The organism is Micromonospora sp. NBC_01740 (genome assembly GCF_035920365.1).
Classification (GTDB): domain Bacteria; phylum Actinomycetota; class Actinomycetes; order Mycobacteriales; family Micromonosporaceae; genus Micromonospora; species Micromonospora reichwaldensis.
In genome coordinates this window covers 3,176,020-3,196,452 of the sequence record NZ_CP109150.1, presented here as the reverse complement: position 1 = coordinate 3,196,452, position 20,433 = coordinate 3,176,020, and the positions used below count along the sequence as shown (strand labels likewise).

At 76.3% G+C, this 20,433-nt stretch carries 15 protein-coding genes, 1 pseudogene and 1 riboswitch; of the genes and pseudogenes, 7 read left to right on the top strand and 9 right to left on the bottom strand.

Annotated elements, in window-relative coordinates; genetic code table 11:
- Nucleotides 1–104 precede the first annotated feature (104 nt).
- Nucleotides 105–4,700: an ATP-dependent helicase gene (locus OG989_RS15030; protein WP_442791933.1), complete on the top strand. Its 4,596-nt coding sequence runs from the start codon at nucleotides 105–107 to the stop codon at nucleotides 4,698–4,700.
- Between the two features lie 9 nt (nucleotides 4,701–4,709).
- On the opposite strand, the gene OG989_RS15025 is transcribed toward OG989_RS15030, so the two are convergent.
- Nucleotides 4,710–5,306 (bottom strand): hypothetical protein, encoded by a 597-nt coding sequence (locus OG989_RS15025; protein WP_327030836.1) that lies wholly within the window; start codon nucleotides 5,304–5,306, stop codon nucleotides 4,710–4,712.
- Nucleotides 5,307–5,452: 146 nt separating this feature from the next.
- On the opposite strand from OG989_RS15025, the pseudogene OG989_RS15020 reads away from it, so the two are divergent.
- Nucleotides 5,453–5,818: pseudogene (locus OG989_RS15020) on the top strand (GNAT family N-acetyltransferase); the annotation flags it as partial.
- Nucleotides 5,819–6,043: 225 nt separating this feature from the next.
- Nucleotides 6,044–6,832, top strand: a complete 789-nt coding sequence (locus OG989_RS15015) for an SAM hydrolase/SAM-dependent halogenase family protein (protein WP_327031168.1) — start codon at nucleotides 6,044–6,046, stop codon at nucleotides 6,830–6,832.
- A 115-nt stretch (nucleotides 6,833–6,947) separates the two neighbouring features.
- Here the strand turns inward: OG989_RS15015 and OG989_RS15010 are convergent, their stop codons facing one another.
- Complete coding sequence (locus OG989_RS15010) at nucleotides 6,948–8,153, bottom strand: hypothetical protein (protein ID WP_327030835.1); 1,206 nt, start codon at nucleotides 8,151–8,153, stop codon at nucleotides 6,948–6,950.
- Nucleotides 8,154–8,263: 110 nt separating this feature from the next.
- Between OG989_RS15010 and OG989_RS15005 the strand changes: the two genes are divergently transcribed.
- A complete protein-coding gene (locus OG989_RS15005) occupies nucleotides 8,264–9,184 on the top strand; it encodes a zinc finger domain-containing protein (RefSeq protein ID WP_327030834.1) in 921 nt (306 codons plus the stop codon).
- A 266-nt stretch (nucleotides 9,185–9,450) separates the two neighbouring features.
- Complete coding sequence (locus tag OG989_RS15000; protein WP_327030833.1) at nucleotides 9,451–13,095, top strand: hypothetical protein; 3,645 nt, start codon at nucleotides 9,451–9,453, stop codon at nucleotides 13,093–13,095.
- Between the two features lie 104 nt (nucleotides 13,096–13,199).
- Here OG989_RS15000 and pspM read toward each other — a convergent pair whose 3' ends face one another.
- From pspM to OG989_RS14965, 7 genes are all read right to left on the bottom strand, one after another.
- Nucleotides 13,200–13,979, bottom strand: a complete 780-nt coding sequence (gene pspM, locus OG989_RS14995) for a phage shock envelope stress response protein PspM (protein ID WP_327030832.1) — start codon at nucleotides 13,977–13,979, stop codon at nucleotides 13,200–13,202.
- Nucleotides 13,980–14,002: 23 nt separating this feature from the next.
- The gene (locus tag OG989_RS14990) at nucleotides 14,003–14,875 is read right to left on the bottom strand and encodes a PspA/IM30 family protein (RefSeq protein ID WP_327030831.1); all 873 of its coding nucleotides are present in this window, start codon (nucleotides 14,873–14,875) and stop codon (nucleotides 14,003–14,005) included.
- A gap of 206 nt (nucleotides 14,876–15,081) precedes the next feature.
- Nucleotides 15,082–15,516 (bottom strand): helix-turn-helix domain-containing protein, encoded by a 435-nt coding sequence (locus tag OG989_RS14985; protein ID WP_151457765.1) that lies wholly within the window; start codon nucleotides 15,514–15,516, stop codon nucleotides 15,082–15,084.
- A 145-nt stretch (nucleotides 15,517–15,661) separates the two neighbouring features.
- On the bottom strand, nucleotides 15,662–16,249 hold the full coding sequence (locus OG989_RS14980; protein WP_327030830.1) for a CinA family protein: 588 nt from the start codon (nucleotides 16,247–16,249) through the stop codon (nucleotides 15,662–15,664).
- A 114-nt stretch (nucleotides 16,250–16,363) separates the two neighbouring features.
- Nucleotides 16,364–16,957 (bottom strand): CDP-diacylglycerol--glycerol-3-phosphate 3-phosphatidyltransferase, encoded by a 594-nt coding sequence (pgsA, locus tag OG989_RS14975; protein ID WP_192581643.1) that lies wholly within the window; start codon nucleotides 16,955–16,957, stop codon nucleotides 16,364–16,366.
- 77 nt (nucleotides 16,958–17,034) lie between these two features.
- Nucleotides 17,035–18,534: a 30S ribosomal protein S12 methylthiotransferase RimO gene (rimO, locus tag OG989_RS14970; protein WP_327030829.1), complete on the bottom strand. Its 1,500-nt coding sequence runs from the start codon at nucleotides 18,532–18,534 to the stop codon at nucleotides 17,035–17,037.
- 73 nt (nucleotides 18,535–18,607) lie between these two features.
- The gene (locus OG989_RS14965; RefSeq protein ID WP_327030828.1) at nucleotides 18,608–19,531 is read right to left on the bottom strand and encodes an ornithine cyclodeaminase family protein; all 924 of its coding nucleotides are present in this window, start codon (nucleotides 19,529–19,531) and stop codon (nucleotides 18,608–18,610) included.
- An 89-nt stretch (nucleotides 19,532–19,620) separates the two neighbouring features.
- Nucleotides 19,621–19,686: riboswitch (guanidine-III (ykkC-III) riboswitch) on the top strand.
- 64 nt (nucleotides 19,687–19,750) lie between these two features.
- Here OG989_RS14965 and OG989_RS14960 point away from each other — a divergent pair.
- Entirely contained in the window at nucleotides 19,751–20,065 is a 315-nt protein-coding gene (locus OG989_RS14960) for a DMT family transporter (protein WP_132232868.1), read from the top strand.
- A gap of 90 nt (nucleotides 20,066–20,155) precedes the next feature.
- The gene (locus tag OG989_RS14955; RefSeq protein ID WP_327030827.1) at nucleotides 20,156–20,401 is read left to right on the top strand and encodes a hypothetical protein; all 246 of its coding nucleotides are present in this window, start codon (nucleotides 20,156–20,158) and stop codon (nucleotides 20,399–20,401) included.
- The last annotated feature ends 32 nt before the right edge of the window (nucleotides 20,402–20,433 follow it).

The window sequence follows — 20,433 nt, the reverse complement described above, 5'->3', positions numbered from 1 at the left end:
AGTTAAGTAAGACTTAACGGATTGAACGCGCAAACATCGCGTATGAGCCGGAGCGGGGCAATGGCCCTCCGCCCAGAGCCCCGATGTCACACCGCCGGGGCAGGATGGATGGCGTGACGGATGCGATGGCGGGTTTCGGCGCGGCCACCCGGGAGTGGTTCGGCGCCGCCTTCGCCGCGCCCACCGCCGCCCAGACCGGCGCCTGGGGCTCCGTCTCCGCCGGGCGCAGCGCGCTGGTGGTGGCCCCCACCGGCTCGGGCAAGACGCTGGCCGCGTTCCTCTGGTCGCTCGACCGGCTCGCCCGCGAGCCCGCCCCGGCCGACCCCCGGCAGCGGTGCCGGGTGCTCTACGTCAGCCCGCTCAAGGCGCTCGCGGTCGACGTCGAGCGCAACCTGCGCACTCCCCTCACGGGCATTCGCCAGGCCGCCACCCGGCTCGGCGTCGCCCCGCCGGAGATCACCGTGGGGATGCGCACCGGCGACACCCCCGCCGACGAGCGGCGGGCCTTCGCCCGCACCCCGCCGGACATCCTCATCACCACACCCGAGTCGCTGTTCCTGCTGCTGACCTCCGCCGCCCGCGACTCCCTGCGCGGCGTCGAGACGGTGATCCTCGACGAGGTGCACGCGGTCGCCGGCACCAAACGCGGCGCCCACCTCGCGCTCTCCCTGGAACGCCTCGACGAGCTGCTGCCGGCCCCGGCACAGCGGATCGGCCTCTCCGCCACCGTCCGGCCCGTCGACGCGTGCGCCCGTTTCCTCGGCGGCGCCCGCCCCGTCGACGTGGTCGCGCCGCCCACCGCCAAGACGATCGAGGTCAGCGTCCAGGTGCCGGTGGAGGACATGACCCGCCTCGACGAGCAGGAGCCGCCGGAGGACGACCTCGGCGGCCTCGGCACGCGCCGGGCGTCCATCTGGCCGGCGGTGGAGGAACGCGTCTTCTCCCTGGTCAGGGCACACCGCTCGACCATCGTCTTCACCAATTCCCGGCGTTCGGCCGAGCGCCTCTGCGCCCGGCTCAACGAGCTGGCCGGCGAGGAGCTGGCCGGCGGGCCCACGCCGTCGCCGCGCGGCGCACAGGAGTGGGGCGGCCCCGAAGGGCCGGTGCGCGTCGGCCGCACGCCGGCCGAGCTGATGGCGCAGGCCGGCGCGGCGGCCGGCGCGCCGGCGGTGATCGCCCGCGCCCACCACGGCAGCGTCTCCCGGGAGGAGCGCAAGCACATCGAGGAGGCGCTCAAGTCCGGCCAGCTGCCCGCCGTGGTGGCGACCTCCAGCCTGGAGCTGGGCATCGACATGGGCGCCGTCGACCTGGTGGTGCAGATCGAGGCGCCGCCCAGCGTGGCCGCCGGCCTGCAACGGGTGGGCCGGGCCGGGCACCAGGTCGGCGCGGTCTCCCGCGGGGTGGTCTTCCCCAAGCATCGGGGTGACCTGCTGTCGTGCACCGTGGTGGCCGAGCGGATGGCCGAGGGCGCGATCGAGGAGCTGCACCACCCGCGCAACCCGCTCGACGTGCTGGCCCAGCAGATCGTCGCCATGGTGGCGTTGGAGCCGTGGCGCGTCGGTGACCTGGCCGTGCTCGTACGCCGGGCGGCGCCCTTCGCCGAGCTGCCCGACTCGGCGCTGCACGCCGTGCTCGACATGCTCTCCGGCCGCTACCCGTCCACCGCGTTCGCCGAGCTGCGGCCCCGGCTGGTCTGGGACCGCGCCACCGACACGCTCACCGGCCGGCCCGGCGCGCAGCGGCTCGCGGTGACCAGCGGCGGCACGATCCCCGACCGGGGCCTCTTCGGCGTCTTCCTGGCGGGGGCCGAGCGGGCCGCCCGGGTCGGCGAGCTGGACGAGGAGATGGTCTACGAGTCCCGCGTCGGCGACGTCTTCCTGCTCGGCTCGTCGTCCTGGCGGATCGAGGAGATCACCCCCGACCGGGTGCTGGTCTCCCCGGCCCCCGGGCAGGCGGCGAAGATGCCGTTCTGGAAGGGCGACCAGCTCGGCCGCCCCGTCGAGCTGGGCCGGGCCATCGGCGCCCGGGTGCGTTCGCTGCTGCGGCAGAGCGACGAGACGGCGGTCGCCGCGCTGCGGGCCGGCGGGCTGGACGACTGGGCCGCGGGAAACCTGATGGCCTACCTGCGCGAGCAGCGCGCCGCCACCCGGTCCCTGCCCGACGACCGCACCGTCGTGGTCGAGCGGTTCCGCGACGAGCTGGGCGACTGGCGGCTGGCCGTGCACAGCGTGCTCGGCGCCCGGGTCAACGGGCCGTGGGCGCTGGCCATCGGCCGCCGGCTCGCCGAGCGCTACGGCGTGGACGCCCAGGTGATGCCGTCCGACGACGGCATCGTGGTCCGCCTGCCGGACACGGCGGACGAGCCGCCCGGCGCCGACGTGGTGGTCTTCGAGCCGGAGGAGATCGCCCAGCTCGTCGAGGAGTCGGTCGGCACGTCCGCGCTCTTCGCGTCCCGGTTCCGCGAGTGCGCCGCCCGGTCGCTGCTGCTGCCCCGCCGCGACCCGCGCCGCCGCCAGCCGCTGTGGCAGCAGCGGCAACGCGCCGCCCAGCTGCTCGACGTCGCCCGCGAGTACGCCGACTTCCCGGTCACCCTGGAGGCCGCCCGGGAGTGCCTCCAGGACGTCTTCGACCAGCCCGCGCTGGCCGAGCTGATGCGCGACCTGGCCGCCCGCAAGGTGCGCCTGGTCGAGGTGGAGACCGCCCAGCCGTCGCCGTTCGCCCGGTCGCTGCTCTTCGGCTACGTCGGCGCCTTCCTCTACGAGGGCGACGCGCCGCTGGCCGAACGCCGGGCCGCCGCGCTGGCGCTGGACTCGACCCTGCTCGGCGAGCTGCTCGGCCGGGTCGACCTGCGGGAGCTGCTCGATCCGGCGGTGCTGGCCGAGACCGAGCGGCAGCTGCGCTGGCTGACCGAGCAGCGCCGCCCGCGCGACGCGGAGGACGTGGTCGAGCTGCTCCGCGTGGTCGGCGACCTGTCGGAGGCGGAGCTGGCCGAGCGGGGCGCCTCCCCCGCGTGGCTGACCGAGCTGGCGGCGGCCCGCCGGGTGCTGCGCGTACGCGTCGCCGGCGAGGAGCGCTGGGTCGGCGTCGAGGACGCGGCGCGGCTGCGCGACGCCCTCGGCGTTGCCCTGCCGGTCGGGGTGGCCGAGGCTTACCTCGCCCCGGTGGCCGATCCGCTCGGCGACCTGGTCGCCCGCTACGCGCGTACGCACGGGCCGTTCGCCGCCGCCACCTGCGCGGCCCGCTTCGGGCTCGGCGTCTTCGTGGTCGAGCAGACGCTGCGCCGGCTCGCCGCCACCGGTCGGGTGGTGGCCGGCGAGTTCACCCCCGACACTGCCGGCAGCCAGTGGTGTGATGCGGAGGTGCTGCGGCTGCTGCGCCGCCGGTCCCTGGCCGCGCTGCGCCGGGAGATCGAGCCGGTGCCGCCCCGCGCGCTGGCCGCGTTCCTGCCCCGCTGGCAGCAGGTCGGCTCGTCCGCGCGGGGGGTGGAGGCGCTGGCCGCCGCCGTGGAGCAGTTGCAGGGCGCAGCGGTGCCGGCGTCGGCGCTGGAACGGCTGGTGCTGCCCGGCCGGGTCGCCGACTACTCCCCCGCCCAGCTCGACGAGCTCTGCGCCAGCGGCGAGGTGCTCTGGGCCGGTTCCGGGGCCATCTCCGGCGGGGACGGCTGGGTCACCCTGGCCTACGCGGACGTCGCGCCGCTGCTGCTCGCCCCGCCCGACGAGGCGCTCACCCGCACCCCGCTGCACGACGCGGTGCTGGACGCGCTCGGCGACGGGCAGGCGCTGTTCTTCCGGTCGCTCTCCGACCGGGTCGGCTCGACCGACGACGCCGCGCTGACCGCCGTCGTCTGGGACCTGGTGTGGGCCGGTCACCTCACCAACGACACCCTCGCGCCGCTGCGCGCGGCACTCGGCGGCGGCGGGGCGCACCGGTCCCGTGCCGCCGCGCCGCGCACCCGTTACCGGCGCCCCGGGCGGGTGGCCCTGCCGACGCGTGGGGGCCCGCCGACCGTGGCCGGCCGCTGGTCGCGGCTGCCGGAGCGCGACACCGACCCGACCCGGCGCGCCGCCGCCCTGGCCGACGTGCTGCTCGAACGGCACGGCGTGGTGACCCGGGGCGCGGTCATGGCCGAGCAGGTGGTTGGCGGCTTCGCCGCGGTCTATCCGGTGCTCTCCGCGCTGGAGGAGCGCGGCGCGGCCCGGCGGGGCTACTTCGTCGAGGGGCTGGGCGCGGCGCAGTTCGCGGTGCCGGGGGCGGTGGACCGGATCCGGGCGCTGGCCGAGCCGGCCGACGGCGGGCGGGGGCGTGGCGGGCCCACCCTGGTGCTCGCCGCGACCGACCCGGCCAACCCGTACGGTGCGGCGCTGTCCTGGCCGGAGCGGGTGGTCGACTCGGGCGACGGGGCGGCCCCGGCGACCGGGCACCGGGCGGGGCGCAAGGCCGGCGCCGTGGTGGTGCTGGTCGCTGGCGACCTGGTGCTCTACGTCGAACGCGGCGGGCGGACGATCCTCTCCTTCACCGACGACACCGACCTGCTGACGGCGGCCGGGAAGGCGCTCGCCGACGCGGTCCACTCCGGCGCGTTGGGCGCGATGTCGGTGGAGCGGGCCGACGGCGAGGCGGTGCGCTCCTCGCCGCTGCGCGACGCCCTCACCGCCGCCGGCTTCCGGGCCACCCCGCGCGGCCTGCGCCTGCGCGGCTGACCCGCACTGTCAGCGCAGGCCCGTGAGGACCTTCTCGTACCTGGCGCGATCGGCGGCGGGGGTCTTCGCCTCCAGGTAGTTGAGCACCACCGTGCCCCGCCGGAACGACTGGCCGCCCCACGTCTCGGCGATGTCGCTGGCGCTGGTCTCGTCGGGGAAGACGTACACGGTGACGGCGTCGGTCGCGACCAGTTCGGAGCAGCCCAGGCCGAGCCCGTCCGGGCCGCACTCGACCGACCGGTCCCGGGGGTTCGGCACCTTCAGCCCGGCGGCCTTGAACGCGTCGACGACCTGCCGCGCGCCGGGCGTCCCGGTCGGGCGGACCGGCAGCTCGACCGGCGGCGGGCTGGCGGGGCGGCGCTGGGTGGGCCCGCCGGCGCTCGGAGCCGCCGGACCCGCCCCCGTCGGCCGGGCGCTCGGCGGGGCGGCGGGCGTCGCCGTGGCCTCCGCCGCGCCGGTCGGGCCCGGGGACGGCACGTCGGCCGGGGTCGACGCCGTGGCGGCCGGCGGCGCGGCGCGCCGGTCCTCCGCGTCGTCGCCGCAGGCGGCGGTGAGGGCGGCGGCGATCACGAGCACCGCGACGGCGGGCAGGCTCCGGTTGGTCACCCCTGGCAGTCTGCCCAACCGGATCCCGTCCCGGCAGTGGCCGGTCGGTCAGTGCGGCTGTCCCATTTCTGCCAGACCGCCCCGGTCGACCGGGGCGGTCTGCCGGCGTCGGTACGATCCCGACCGGTCGACGAGGGGAGCCGACGATGACCGTGGTGGACGGGGCGGACGGGGTGACCGTCCGGCCGGCGCGGGCCGGGGACCGGGCGGCCGTGGACGCGCTGCACGAACGCGAGTGGGGCGGGCCGTACGTCGTCGCCCACGACACCCGGTACGACCTGCGTACGCTGCCCACGCTGGTGGCGACCGACGGGGCCGGGGCGGTCGTCGGGGCGCTCGCCCACCACGACGACGCCGACGGGCTGGAGGTGGTCAGCGTGGTGGCCGCGACGCCCGGCGGCGGCGTCGGCACGGCGCTGCTGGCAGCGGCCGGCGAGGTGGCCCGGGCCGGCGGCCGGACCCGGCTCTGGCTCGTCACCACGAACGACAACCTGCGGGCGCTGCGCTTCTACCAGCGGCGCGGGCTGCGGCTGGTGCGCGTGGACCGGGGCGCGGTGGACCGGGCCCGCCGGCTCAAGCCGAGCATCCCGGTGGTCGGCGAGGACGGCATCCCGCTGCACGACGAACTGGTCCTGGAACTGCCCCTCACCGCCGACGGACGGGTCCCCGCCGGCCGCCCGGTCCACGGTCGGCAGGTCGTCGCCGGCCCGCCCGCCGACGCGGCCCGCGCCCCGTGGATCTCGCTGACCACCGACTACGGCCTCGCCGACGGATTCGTCGCCGCCTGCCACGGGGTGATCGCGCGGCTGGCGCCGGAGGTCAGGGTCGTCGACGTGACCCACCTCGTCCCGCCGGCCGACGTACGCCGGGGCGCGGCGGTGCTCGCGCAGGCCGTGCCGCACCTGCCGCAGGGGGTGCACGTGGCCGTCGTCGACCCGGGCGTGGGCACCACCCGGCGGGGCGTCGCGCTGGCCACGCCCCGCGGGCTGCTGGTGGGGCCGGACAACGGCCTGCTGGTGGAGGCCGCCGAGGCGCTGGGCGGGGTGACCGCGGCCGTCGAGCTGACCGATCCGGAGTGGCTCGCGCCCGAGGTGTCCCGCACGTTCCACGGCCGGGACGTCTTCGCGCCGGTCGCCGCGCGGCTGGCGCTCGGCGCACCGCTGTCCGGGGTCGGCCCGGCGGTCGACCCGGAGTCCCTGGTCCGGCTGCCGGCGCCGGTGCTCCGGCGGGAGGCGGACGGGTTCACGGCCGAGGTGCTGACCGTCGACCACTTCGGCAACGTCCAACTGGCGGCGCCGGCCGACCTGCTGGCGCCGCTGCCGGTCCGGGTCCGGGTGCGACCGGGGGCGGGTGCCGGGCCCGGCCGGGAGGCCGTGCACGGACGTACCTTCGGCGACGCCCGACCGGGCGGGCTGCTGGTGCACGTCGACTCCGCCGGCCGGGTCGCCGTGGCGGTCAACGGCGGCCGGGCGGTCGACCTGGTGGCGGTGGCGCCGGGCGACCTGCTGCACATCACGGCCGGCTGAGCAGCGGGCCGGCCGGGCAACGGTCCGGGGCAGGCAACGGGCCGGCGCGGGCGGGCGACCCGGGCGCCGGGCCGGACCGGAGCCAGCCGGCCCGGCGGGCGTACGCGGGTGGTGGTCAGCAGAGCGGCACGGTGCCGCCGTAGACCGCCGAGACGTACGCGTGGCTGACGTACTGGCCGCTGGTGAGGCGGTTCCATCGGTTGGTGGTCCGGTACGGGCCGGCAACGGTCTGCCCGGTCACGTAGCACTCGATCGGCACGTTGGCGTACCGGGCGGCCAGGCCACGCACCGCGTACCCCGTGCCGGCGCCTGCGCGGATGTTGAGCGGACCGTCGCCGACCACGCCACGCGGGCCGCCGCCGGTCCACAGGTACGCCACGTCCACCCAGGCGTTGGTGGTGAGCTGCAACCCGTCCCAGAAGGTGCCGTCGGCGAGGTCGACGCCGGCCGGGTTCAACACCACCCGCCCGAACTGGTCCCGCCCGCCGTTGTAGCCGTCCTGGTAGGCCGCCTGTGCCTGCGGCCGGCCCTGCGGGAGGTCCTTCCAGTTCTCCCGGACGGCGCTGAGGTTCCAGTAGTCGTCCCGGGTGTTCCACGGGCCGACGTCCCAGACCGGGGCGTACTCGCAGCGGCTGCCCGTGGTGGTGCAGACCCGCACGGTGTAGTCGCCGGTGTTCGCCGGGGCCAGGGCGCGCCGGGACGGCAGCGCGACGAAGTGGTCCCCGGTCACGATCGTGTGCCCGTTGGCGGTCACCTCGCCGACCAGCCCGATCCGCGTCGCGTACACCCGGTAGGTGAGGCCGGGCGAGGCGGCGACGGCGGCGACGGCGTCGGCGGTGAGTCGCACGGCGCGCACCTCCGCGGTCGCGCCCGGCCGGCTCGCGGTGAGCACCACCCGGGTCTGCACGCGGGTGACCGGCCGGTCGAAGACCGCCCCGCCGGTGGCCTCGCGCCACTCGGTCCAGCCCGCCGCCCGCCAGCCCCGCACCTGGGCCTCGGCGGTGCCGCCGGCGGCGGTGCGGGCGTCGACGGCCGCGCGGATCCGGGTGGCCGGCCGGGCCAGGGTGCGCGGCGACGCGAGGAAGATCCCCTCGGCGACCGCGCTGCGGGGCGCGCGGGACCGCGCGGGGCGGGGGTCGGCCAGGCGGAGCCCGGCGCGGGTGTGCCGGACGTTGACGTCGTCGGCGTCGACGCGGGAGAGGTCGGTGCTCCACCGTTCGCCGCCGGCGGCGGCGAGCGCGGGGCTCGGGGCGGGTACGAGGGCGAGGGCGAGGATGACGGTCAGGGCAGCGGTACGGGCACGACGTTGGGGCAGAATCATGGGCATTCTCCTCAGAACTCCCTGATCGTGCCCTTGTCGGTAGATCGACAGGAACCACCATACAAATAGCGACACATGCGAATTCGGCTCGGACGAGGAAGGATGGACGGGTGCCCGAAGGCGACACCGTCTGGAACACCGCCCGCGTACTGCACCGTGCCCTGGCCGGCGCCCGCCTGGCCGGAAGCGACTTCCGGGTGCCGCAACTCGCCGCGACCGACCTCGCCGGCTGGACGGTGCGGGAGTCGGCCAGCCGGGGCAAGCACCTGCTGCTGCGGCTCACCGCCCCACCGCAGGCCACGCCACCGCCCGACGCCCCGATCACACCGCAGTGCGGCACGGCTCCGGCGCAGGGCGGCACGGCCTCGGCGCAGGGCGGCGGTGCGGCCGGGGACGCGGCCCCGGGAGACGACGGCGGGGCGCGCTGGACGCTGCACTCGCACCTGCGGATGGACGGCGCCTGGCGGGCGTACGCGCCCGGGGAACGCTGGGCGGCCCGGCCGGCGCACCTGATCCGGGTCGTGCTGCGCAGCGCGCGGGCGGTCGCCGTCGGCTACCACCTGCACGAGTTGGCGCTGGTGCCGACGGCCGAGGAGGAGTCGCTCGTCGGGCACCTCGGCCCCGACCTGCTCGGCACGGACTGGGATCCGGCGGAGGCGGTGCGCCGGTTGGCCGCCGACCCGGACGTCACCATCTCCGAGGCCCTGCTGGACCAGCGCAACCTGGCCGGCGTCGGCAACCTCTACAAGTGCGAGGTGCTCTTCCTGCGCGGCGTCTCGCCGTGGACCCCGGTGCGCGCGGTGCCGGACCTCGCCGGCACCGTCGCCCTGGCGCAGAAGCTGCTCGCGGCGAACCGGGGCCGCTGGACGCAGAGCACCACCGGATCGCTGCGCCGGGGGCAGACCAGCTACGTCTACGGCCGGCGCGCCCAGCCCTGCCGGCGGTGCGGCACCGCGATCCGCAAGGAGGAACTGGGCGAGCGGGTCACCTACTGGTGCCCGGTCTGCCAGCCGGAGCGTCCCGCCGACTGACCCGGCCGGGCCGGTGCGACACGCGCGTGTCCTGCGTCGCGCATGGCGGGTAGCCACCCGCAGCCACCCGGCCGGCGTGTCGGGCGGGACACTCCGCCGGCAGGGCGGCGAGTCGCGTCCTTGCCACGGATTCGGACGATTGGGTACTTCCTAACATCGCCGTCGAGGTCGCATGCTGCGGTTGACTCCTCACGCATCGTCAGCGACGCGCGACCGGTCCGCCACGCCGACGTGGCGGCCGCCGCGCCCGGACACCGGGGAGAGCCATGGAGCTGTTCCGCAGACTCCGGATCCCGTGGGCGGAGCGGGCGAGCGCCCGCGCCGAGCACGACGCCGACGGGACCGGGGCGGGTCCCGTGCCGGCGGCCCGGCGCGCGGCCGAGCCGGTCGCCGCGCCGGCCAGCCTCGACCCGGCCGCCGTCCCGCGCTACTTCGGGCCGCTGCCGAACCAGGCCCGCAGCCCGCTGCCGGTGGTCGACGCCGACGGCTGCGTGCTGCCCGGCACCGGCATCCGCAAGTTCGTCGACGCGCTGCCCCGCCCCGGCGCGCTCGGCCGCACCGAGCTGGGCGCCCACCTGCCGGTGGCGGTGCCGGACACCGTCAGCTATCCGGGCTGCGACTACTACGAGATCGGCCTGGAGCAGTACGCGCAGCGGCTGCACCGGGACCTGCCGGCCACCCGGCTGCGCGGCTACCGGCAGCTCAACCTCGGCACGGACGCCCACGGGCACAACACGGTCGCGCCGGCGGGGCGCCCCTGGCACCTCGGCCCGCTCATCCTGGCCCGGCGCGGCCGACCGGTCCGGGTCAAGTTCATCAACCAGCTCCCCACCGGCCGCTCCGGCGAACTCTTCCTGCCGGTCGACCCGACCGTCGACGGCGCCGGGGCCGGCCCGCTCGACGGCCCGGCGCCCTACCCGCAGAACCGGGCGGTGCTGCGGCTGGCGGGCGCGCACACCGGCTGGACCAGCGCCGGCAACCCCTGGCAGTGGGTGACGCCGGCCGGGGAGATCACCCCCTACCCGACGGGGCCCGGCCTGACCCACGTGCCCGACATGCCGCCGCCCGGCGCGGGCGCCACCACGCTCTACTACCCGAACGAGCAGAGCGGGCGGCTGTGCTGGTTCCACGACAACACCGTCGGCCTGGCCCGGCTCACCGTCTACTCCGGCCAGGTCGCCCTCTACCTGCTCACCGACCCCGCCGAGGAGCGGCTCGTCGCCGACGAGGTGCTCCCCGCCGACCAGCTGCCCCTGGTGATCGAGGACAAGACGTTCGTGCCGGAGGACGCCCAGCTCGCCGGGGAGGACCCGACGTGGGACCGGGACCGCTGGGGCTCCCGGGGCAGCCTCTGGCACCCGCACGTCTACCAGCCCCGGCAGAACCCGCACCGGGCCGACGGGACGAACCCGACCGGCCGGTGGGACTACGGTCCGTGGTCGCGTACGGGCGACGACGCCGGGCAGCGGGAGCACGGCGGTACGCGGCACCGGGCGGACCCCGTGCCGAACCCGCACCACGACCCCGTCGCCGACCCCGACGAGCCGCCGCTCGCGCCCGGCGTCCCGCACCCCTCGGCGGTGCCGGACGCGTTCGGCGACACCGTGCTGGTCAACGGGATCGCGTACCCGTACCTGGAGGTCGAGCCGAGGACGTACCGGTTCCGGATCCTCAACGCCTGCCTGGACCGCGGCCTGAACCTTCAGCTCTACCGGGCTCGCTCCGACGGGCCGATGTGGGACCCGGACGGCGGGCTGGCCGACGCCGACGCCGGCGAGGTGCCGACGGTGGAGGCGGTACGCGCGCCGGAGCGGCCCGCCGGCTGGCCGACGGACGGGCGCGACGGCGGGGTCCCGGACCCGCGCGCCGCCGGCCCGGAGCTCGTCCAGATCGGCAACGAGTGCGGCCTGCTGCCCGCGCCGGTGGTGGTGCCGAACCGGCCGGTGAGCTACCGGTACGACCGGCGCGACCCGACCGTGCTCAACGTCGACGCGCACGCGCTGCTGCTCGCCCCGGGGGAGGCGGCCGACGTGCTTGTCGACTTCTCCACCGTCGCGCCCGGCGGCACGCTGATCCTCTACAACGACTGCCCGGCCCCGTTGCCCGGCTTCGACCCGCGCGCCGACCACCACACCGGCGCCCCGGACCGCAGCGCCGAGGGCGGGGCGCCGCCGACCCGCCCCGGGTACGGGCCGAACACCCGCACCCTGCTCCAGTTCCGGGTCGCCGGCACCCCGGCGCCGCCGTACGACCTGGCGCGGCTGCGCGAGCGCCTGCCCGAGGCGTACGCGGCCAGCCAGCGCCCGCCGATCGTGCCGCAGCCGGCGTACGACGTGGCGTTCGGCACCCGGACCGCGCGCGACACGGTGGTCCCGGTGCACGCCGCGACGGTCAGCTTCGTCCCGGCCGGCGCCGCCGCCCCGGTGCTGCTGCCGCTGGAGGTCAAGGCGGTGCAGCAGGTCTTCGAACCGGACCACGGCCGGCTCGTCGGCCGGCTCGGCGTCGGGCACCCGCACGCCGGGCCGCTCTCCCCCACCGTCCTGCCGCTCGGGCCGACCGACCCGGCCACGGAGGTGCTGCACGTCAGCGATCCGGCCGTCGCGGTGGGCGGGCCCGGCGACGGCACCCAACTCTGGCGGATCCGCGGCAACAGCCGGCAGACCCAGCCGGTGCGGTTCACCGGCTGCGACGTGCAGCTGGTCGGCCGGGTCGGCTGGGACGGCACCACCCGGCCACCGCACCCGGCGGAGCGGGGCTGGAAGCAGGTCGTCCGGGTCGACCCGCGCGAGGACGTGATCGTCGCGCTCCGGCCGGTCGCGCCGCCTCTGCCGTTCAAGATCGGCGACAGCGTACGGCTGCTCGACCCGCTACGGCCGGCGGGCGCCCGGACCGGCTCGACCCCGGTCAGCCCGGTCGACGGCCGACCCGCGGTCGTGGTGAACCAGCTCGTCAACCTCGGTTGGGAGTACCACTGGCACAGCCAGCTCGGCGGCCACCGGGACCAGGGCATGATCCGGCCGCTGGTGCTGCGGGTGTCGCCCCGGGCACCGACCGGGCTGACCGCGACCCCTGCCCCCGGCTCGGCCACCGCGCTGCCCGCGATCGCGCTGACCTGGACGGGCAACGGGAGCCGGCCACCGGCCACCAGCCACCAGCTCCAGCGGGCCACCGACGCCGCCTTCACGGCGGGCCTCACGGCGATCACGGTGGCGGCCACGGCGACCCGCTACACCGACGCCAGCGTCATCCCCGGGGTGACCTACCACTACCGGATCCGGGCGGAGAACGCGGTGAGCTGCTCCACGTGGTCCAACAGCGTGCCGGCCTCGGTGCACCTCGCCGCGCCGGCCGGGCTGACGGCGGCCATCCCGCCGGCCGCGCCGCTGCGGATCGCGCTGCGCTGGGCCAACCGCTCCTTCGCGACCGGGATCGACGTGCAGCGGGCCACCAACCCGACGTTCAGCAGCGGGCCGGGCACCACCGCGATCGGCGTCGGCGACAACCATCTCGACATCGCCGTCGCCCCCGACACCACGTACTACTACCGGGTGCGGACCACCTATCTCGGCGCCGCGTCGGCCTGGTCGACGGTGGCCCGGGCGACCACCCCGCCGGCGCCGGGCCCGCCCACGGGGGTGACCGCCACCGCGACGGCACCCGGGCCGGACACGGCGACGGTGATCCTCGCCTGGGCGGCGAGCACGCCGGCCGCACCGGGCGCGGGGTTCATCGTGCAGCGGGCGCTGGACCCGGCGTTCGGCCTGGAGGTGGCGACCTTCACCGTCACCGGCCGGGGCTTCACCAACACCGGGCTGGCGCGCGGCGTCACCTACCACTACCGGATCCGGTCGTTCAACGTCGTCGGCAGCTCCCCGTTCACCGGCCCGATCCCGATAACCACGCCCCCGTGACCGACCCGCGCCGGTCATGCAGTGGTGGCGGGGTGCGGAACGCCCGAACGGGTGCCGGGCCGGCACCACTGCATGACCGGCGCGGGTCGTGCGGCGGGGCGGGGTCAGGGGGTGCGGAGGGGGGCGCCGACGCCGCGGAGTTCGGTCAGGGCCGTGGCGACGCCGTGCAGCAGGTCGGTCGCCTCGGTGAGCCGGGAGGCGGCCGGGTGCGCGGCGTCGGGGTGGGCTTCCCCGGCAACGTAGCCGGCAGCGGCCACGACGAGCCGCTCGTACGCGGTGACGCCCTGCTCCAGCTGCGCGGTCAGGGCCCGGTGCGCCTCGGCCAGCGGCGGCCGGGACTCGGCCGGGGCGAGCCGCAGGGTGCGCTCGACGCTGGCCACCCGGTCGGCCAGGTCCCGCAGCGACCGGTCTGCCTCGGCGGCCTCCAGCACGGCCGGCGAGGCGAGCCCCGTGAGCCGGCCGGTCATCCCGGCGAGGGTCAGGGCGGCCCGGTCCAGCCGGGCCCACGGCTCGGCGGCGCTGGTGCCGCGCAGCGCCACCCGGGAGCGCACCCGGCGGACCTCGGCCAGCACGCCGGGGCCGACGGGGAGCCGCTCCACGGCGGCCACCAGCTTGGCGCGCGACCGGGCGGCGGCCTCGGCCGGGTCGAGCGGCGGCGGCGCCGGCTGGGCCGCCAGCGCCCGCAGGTCGATCCAGCGCCAGGCGGCGAGCACCAGCGCGCCGCCCGCCCCGGCCGCCCAGGCCGCGTCGGGCAGCCCGAGCCCGGCGTACGGGGTCAGCACGGCGGCGGCGCCGCCCAGGCCGCCGGCCGTGACGCTCCACCGGCGTGCGGAACCCCGCAACCGACTCAGGCGCCGGAAGTACCGCGTGCGCTCGTCTGCCACCTCTGCCTCCTCGAACCGGCCGCTCAGCCGGCGGCGGTGGTGTCTCCGGTGCCACGTTCCCGGCCCATGCTGGCCCGGATCTCGTTCAGCCGGGCGGCGGCCGCCGGGTCGGCGGCCGGCGCGGCGGGCTGGGCCTGCTCCGCGGCCGGTCGTTCCTGCTTGCCGCCGAGCTGCTCGCCGGCCATGCTCGACCGGATCTGCTCCAGGCGGGACGAGCCGGCCGAGTCCAGGGTCGACTTCTGGATCTCCAGCATGCGGCCCTCGACGGAGTTGCCGGCCAGCTCGGCGCGGCCCATCGCCGTGGCGTACCGCTGCTCGATGCGATCGCGCACCTCGTCGAGCGAGGGCGTGTTGGCGGGGGCGGTCAGCGACGACATCGACTCCAGCGAGCGGGCCACGCTCTCCTGCATCTTGGCCTGCTCGAGCTGGCTGAGCAGCTTGGTGCGCTCGGCGAGCTTCTGCTGGAGGATCATCGAGTTGTTCTCGACCGCCCGGCGGGCCTGGGCGGCGGCGGCGAGCGCCTGGTCGTGCAGGGTCTTGAGGTCCTCCGTGGCCTGCTCGGCCGAGACCAGCTGGGTCGCCAGGACCTGTGCGGACTGCTCGTAGCGGCCGGCCTCGGCCTCGTCGCCGCGGGCGCGGGCCTGGTCGGCGAGGACCAGGGCCTGGCGGGCGTTGGCCTGCAACCGCTCGACCTCGGTCATCTGACGGGACAGCTTCATCTCCAGCTGCCGCTGGTTGCCGATCACGGCGGCGGCCTGCTGGACCAGCGCCTGGTGCTGACGCTGGGCCTCCTCGATGGCCTGCTGGATCTGCACCTTCGGATCGGCGTGCTCGTCGATCCTGGCGCCGAAGAGCGCCATCAGGTACTTCCACCCCTTGACGAACGGGTTCGCCATCTTTGCGTTGTCCCCTCAGTAGCGTCGCTCCGCCTGGACCGCGCCGGGTACTCCCGGCCGGCTCCGGCGCGGCAGTGGCTCCATCGTCCCAGCCGGACGCCACCGGGGCATCCGTACCGGCGAGCGAAGCGAGCGCCGACGCCGTCCGCGATCAAGGGTACGCGGCGGCGTCGAGGGCGACCACGTGGCGAGGAAGAGGGAGTGGATCAGGCGGCGCAGACCACGTCGCGCTCGCTGCCCCGGACCCGGGAGCTGCGCAGGGTGGCCTTGAGCGGGGAGTCCTGGCGGACCTGGACGGCGACCGTGCCGTCCGAGCTGACCTGGTGGACGCCCCGACCCGTGCTCCTGCGGACGGTGACGGGCGCGGCCGGCTCGTCCTGCACCGGCACCAGCACGCCGGGCATCTGCTCGGCGAGGGCGACGGTGTCGCTGACCTCACGCAGCAGCTCGGACAGGCGCGCACCGAGGGCGTCGCAGATCGCGGCCAGCAGCTCGCTGGAGGGCTCCTTCTGGCCGCGTTCGATCTCGGAGAGGTAGCCGAGGCTGACGTTGGCGGCGGAGGAGACCTCGCGCAGGGTGCGGTGCTGCCCCTGCCGGCGCGCCCGCAGTGCGTCACCGATCACGCGGCGTAGCAGGACCATTCGCACCTCCCCCTGAGGGACACCACTCTTCCAGGCGGCCTGTCCGGCACGTCGAGCCGGACCGGTCGTCGGAGCCTTCCCGCAACCGTACCCGTTGCGGGCCCCCACGACATCCCACCCCGCCCCTCGGATCCTGGGAAGGCCGTCAGCGGCGGCCCGCGCCGGCCGCGTCGGCCCGCCCGCCGTCGGCCCCGGTTGCCCGGCTGTCGGACCCCGCCGCCCCGGCGGCGTCGGTCTGGTGGATCCGCGCGGCGAGCAGCCGCAACGCCTCGACGACCGCGGCCGAGCGGACGTGGTCGCGACCGCCGTCCAGGTCGAGCTGCCGGACCTCGGTGCCGGACGGCCCTGCCACGGCGACGTAGACCAGCCCGACCGGCTTGCCGTCCTGCGGTTCGGGACCGGCCACCCCGGTGGTGGCCAGGCCCCAGTCGGCCCCGCAGCGGCGCCGTCCGCCCTCGGCGAGAGCCACCGCCACGTCCGGGTCGACCGGCCCCCGGTCGGCCAGCAGATCCTCGGGTACGTCGGCGAGCAGCGACTTGAGCTCGGTGGCGTAGACCACCAGGCCGCCCCGGTAGATGCCGCTCACCCCGGCGATCTCCACGATCGAGGCGGCCAGCAGGCCGCCCGTGAGCGACTCGACGGTGGCCAGGGTCTCGTGCCGTTCCGAGAGGCTGTGCACCACGCCGGCCGCCGGGCTGCCGGCCGGCCGCGTTCCGTCAGCGTCACTGTCCATGTCCCGGATCCTTTCCCCGCCCCGCCGGCCCTACTCATCCTTCCCGACGGGCGCGGCTCCGGGCGGGAGAGGGCGGGGCCGGGGCGGGAGAGGACGGGCGGTACGGGCGCCGGGTCAGGCGGCGGGGCGGCGCAGCCGGAGGGCCTGCGCGACGTAGTCGAAGCCGGTGACCAGCGTGACGCCGACCGCGGCGGCCATGATCCACGGGCCGACGGCGGCGAGCACGGCCGGCATGGGCCACAGGTACCACGTGATGGCCAGGATCTGGAGCGCAGTCTTGATCTTGCCGCCCCGGCTGGCCGCGATCACGCCGTGGCGGATCACCCAGAAGCGCAGCGCGGTGATGCCCAGCTCGCGGACGAGGATCACGGCGGTCACCCACCAGGGCAGCTGGTCGTACCAGGAGAGCAGCAGCAGCGCCGCACCGGTGAGGGCCTTGTCCGCGATCGGGTCGGCGACCTTGCCCACCGAGGTGACCAGGGCGAACCGGCGGGCGATCCAGCCGTCGACCAGGTCGGTCGCCGAGGCGACGGCGAAGATCAGGCAGGCGACCATCCGCCAGCCGGCGTGGTCCATGGCGGAGGCGACCACGGACGCCGCGAAGACCGGCACCAGGACCAGCCGCAGCGCGGTGAGCGCGTTGGCCGCGTTCATCACCGGTACGCCGGCCACCACCGGCGCGGGCGTCGATTCCGTCGCCCCGGTCACCGCCGCGCCCCGCTCCGGCGGCCGTGGCGTACCTGGCACCCCACCACGTGGCTCCCCCGCTCCGTCCGGGCCCGCCGTCACCGTGTTGCGCCGGGCGCCGCCGAGATCATCTCATCCGGGACCGCCACCAGGTCCACTCCCTCGGTGCTGGTCACCGTCGCCCGCACCAGGTCGCCGGGGCGCAACGCGGCCAGGTCCACCCCGCCGTCGGCCGGGGCGACGAGGGTGGTCGAGCCGTCGACCTCGGGGGCCTGGTGGGCCGCCCGCCCCTCGACCACGCCGTCGTCGACCGAGTCGACCAGCACCTCGACCGTGGAGCCCAGGCGTTCCTCGGCGCGCTGCGAGCAGAGCTCGTCGGCGAGCGCGCTGAGCTTGTCGTAGCGACGCTTGACCGTGGCGGCGGAGACCTTGCCGGGCAGCCCGGCGGCCTCGGTGCCGTCCTCGTCGCTGTAGTCGAACACCCCGATCGCGTCGAGCCGCGCCTCGGTCAGGAACCGCACCAGCTCCTGGTAGTCGCCGCGCGTCTCGCCCGGGAAGCCGACGATGAAGTTGCTCCGTGCGCCCGCAGCCGGGGCCAGCGCGCGGGCACTCGCCAGCAGCTCCAGGAACCGCTCGGTGGAGCCGAAACGGCGCATCCGGCGCAGCACCGGCTCGCTGGAGTGCTGGAACGACAGGTCGAAGTAGGGCGCCACGCCGGGCGTGGTGGCGATCGCCTCGACCAGGCCGGGCCGGGTCTCGGCCGGCTGGAGGTAGCTCGCCCGTACCCGGACGATGCCGTCGATCGCGGCGAGCTGGGGCAGCAGCTTCTCCAGCGCCCGGGGGTCGCCCAGGTCCTTGCCGTAGGAGGTCGAGTTCTCGCTGACCAGCACCAGCTCGCGGACGCCGGTCTTGGCCAGCCACTCCGCCTCGGCGAGCAGCTCGTCCGGCGTACGGGAGACGAAGGCGCCGCGGAAGGCGGGGATGGCGCAGAACGCGCAGCGCCGGTCGCAGCCGCTGGCCAGCTTGAGCGAGGCGACCGGGCCGGTGTCGAGCCGGTGGCGCAGCACCTGGCGCAGGTGGGCCGGGGTGTGCTCGTCGGTCTCGGTGACGCCCCGGACCGGGGTGCCGTGGCCGGGCAGCGACACCCCGCTGTCCCGCCGGGAGACGGGGGTGAGGGGCAACAGCTCGCGCCGGTCGCGCGGGGTGTGCGCGCCGATCCGCTCGCCGGCCACCACCGCGTCCAGCCGGGCGGCGATGTCCGGGTAGTCGTCGAAGCTCAGCACCGCCTGCGCCTCGGGGAGGCTGTCGGCCAGCTCGCGGCCGTACCGCTCGGCCATGCAGCCGGCGGCGACCACCTTGGCGCCGGTGTCGGCGGCGGCCAGCAGGGTCTGGATGGAGTCCTGCTTCGCCTTCTCCACGAAGCCGCACGTGTTCACGACCACCACGTCGGCGCCCTCGCCGTCGGTGGTGACCTGCCAGCCGTCGGCGTGCAGCCGGGCGGCCAGCTCCTCCGAGTCGACCTCGTTGCGGGCACAGCCCAGGGTCAGCAGGGCGACACGGCGGCCGTCGGCGGGGGAAGGGGAGGTGGCAGACACCATCCGAGGGTACCGGGCGCGCGGCCGGCCGCCGCCAACGGCGGGCCGCCACGCGCTCCCGGTGGCCACGACCGGCTCAGACCGCCGCCGCGCCCACCCCGACCAGCCGGTCGAGCAGGAAGACCTCCGTGCCGGCCAGGCCGGTCGAGCAGAAGACCGACACCTGGTCCGCGCCGGTCCGGCCGGGGACGGCGCCGGCCAGCACCGCGCCCAGGTCGCGCAACCGCCCGGCGTACGCGGGCAGCGTCGCCAGCATCGGCGGGTCGTACGCGGCCGCCTGCGCCGGCGAGTCGGTGACCAGCAGGTCGGCGGCGTCCAGCAGGTCGGTGCCGAACTCGTGCCGGTCGACCTGCTTGAAGCCGACCGTGTTCACGTGGGTGCCGGGGGCCAGGTCGGCGGCGTCGAGCACGGGGCCGACGGCGGTGGTGGCGAGCACCACGACGTCGCGGTCCCGGACGGCGGCCCGCGCCGAGTCCACCGCCCGCGCCGGCACGCCCAGCTCGGCGCGGACCCGGGCGGCGAACGACTCCCGCCGGGCGACGGAGCGGCTGTGCACGGTGACCTCGCGCAGCGGGCGGACGGCGGCGGCGGCCCAGACCTGGGTCCACGCCTGCCCGCCGGAGCCGATCACGCCCAGGGTGGCGGCGTCCGGCCGGGCCAGGGCGTCCACGGCGACCCCGCCGAGCCCGCCGGTACGCCGGGAGCCCAGCTCCTCGCCGACCGCCACCGCCCGGACCGCCCCGGTGCGCCCGTCGTGCAGCACGACCACCTGCTCGCTCTCCGGGTGCCCGAACGTGTCGTACGAGCGGTAGCCGTACCACTCGCCGGTGAGGTGGCCGGCGGTGAGCACCATCCGTCCCCCGCCCAGCGGCGCGGCGGCCCGGGGCGGGGACACCAGGCGGCCGGCGTACGCGGCGAGCAGGGCGTCCCGCATCGCGGCGACCGTGGTGGGGGCGTCCAGCGCGGCGGCGACCTCGGGATCGGAGAAGAGCAGCGGCATACCCCGATACTGCAAGTTGAAGCGAGGTTCACGTCAACCCGTGGTGGCCCGGCTCACCCCGGAAGCCGCCCGGCCGGTGCTACCGTCGGTCGTGGCGGCCCGAGGTCGCCCCGGACGAGTGGTGGGCGTACCCGGTCAGGCCAAGACGCCCCGCGTGTGTGTACCGAACCCACTCCTCCCGGCCCGCTGGTCCGGGCGCCTACGCAGAGGTGATCTTCCATGGCCTGGATCGTGCTGGTGGTCTCCGGACTTCTCGAGACCGCGTGGGCGATCGCCCTCGACCGCAGCGCCGGCTTCACCCGGCTCGTCCCGTCGCTGGTCTTCGTGGTGACCCTGGTGCTCAGCATGGCCGGTCTGGCGTACGCGCTGCGCGAGATCCCGGTCGGCACCGGCTACGTCGTCTGGGTCGGCATCGGGGCGGTCGGCACCGCCCTGGTCGGGATGCTCGCGCTGAACGAGCCGGCCAGCCTGCCCCGGATAGCCTGCCTGCTGCTGGTGGTCGCCGGCGTCGTCGGCCTGAAGGTCTTCCACTGACCGGCGTCCACAGGGGCGAGGCGTGACGGACGACCACAGTGGGTAGAGCTGTGCCTGGCACCGGAAAGGCTCTCACCCACGGAGGCAGACATGGCCAACATGCACTCGACCGCCCGCCCGCGCACCAACGCCGCCCGCATCTGCACCATCGTGGGCTTCGTGTTCGCGGTCCTCGCGCTCCTGCTCAACCCGCTCATCTTCGGCGTGATCGGGCTGGTCCTGGGCATCGTCGGCGCCGTGCTCGGTGACAAGCCGCTCGGCTGGTACGCCGCCGCCGCCAACGTGGCCGCCATCGTGGTCAGCCTGCTGATCATCAACGCCCTCGTCAACAACTGACCCCGCCGCTCCCCCAGCGGAGACCGGGCCCG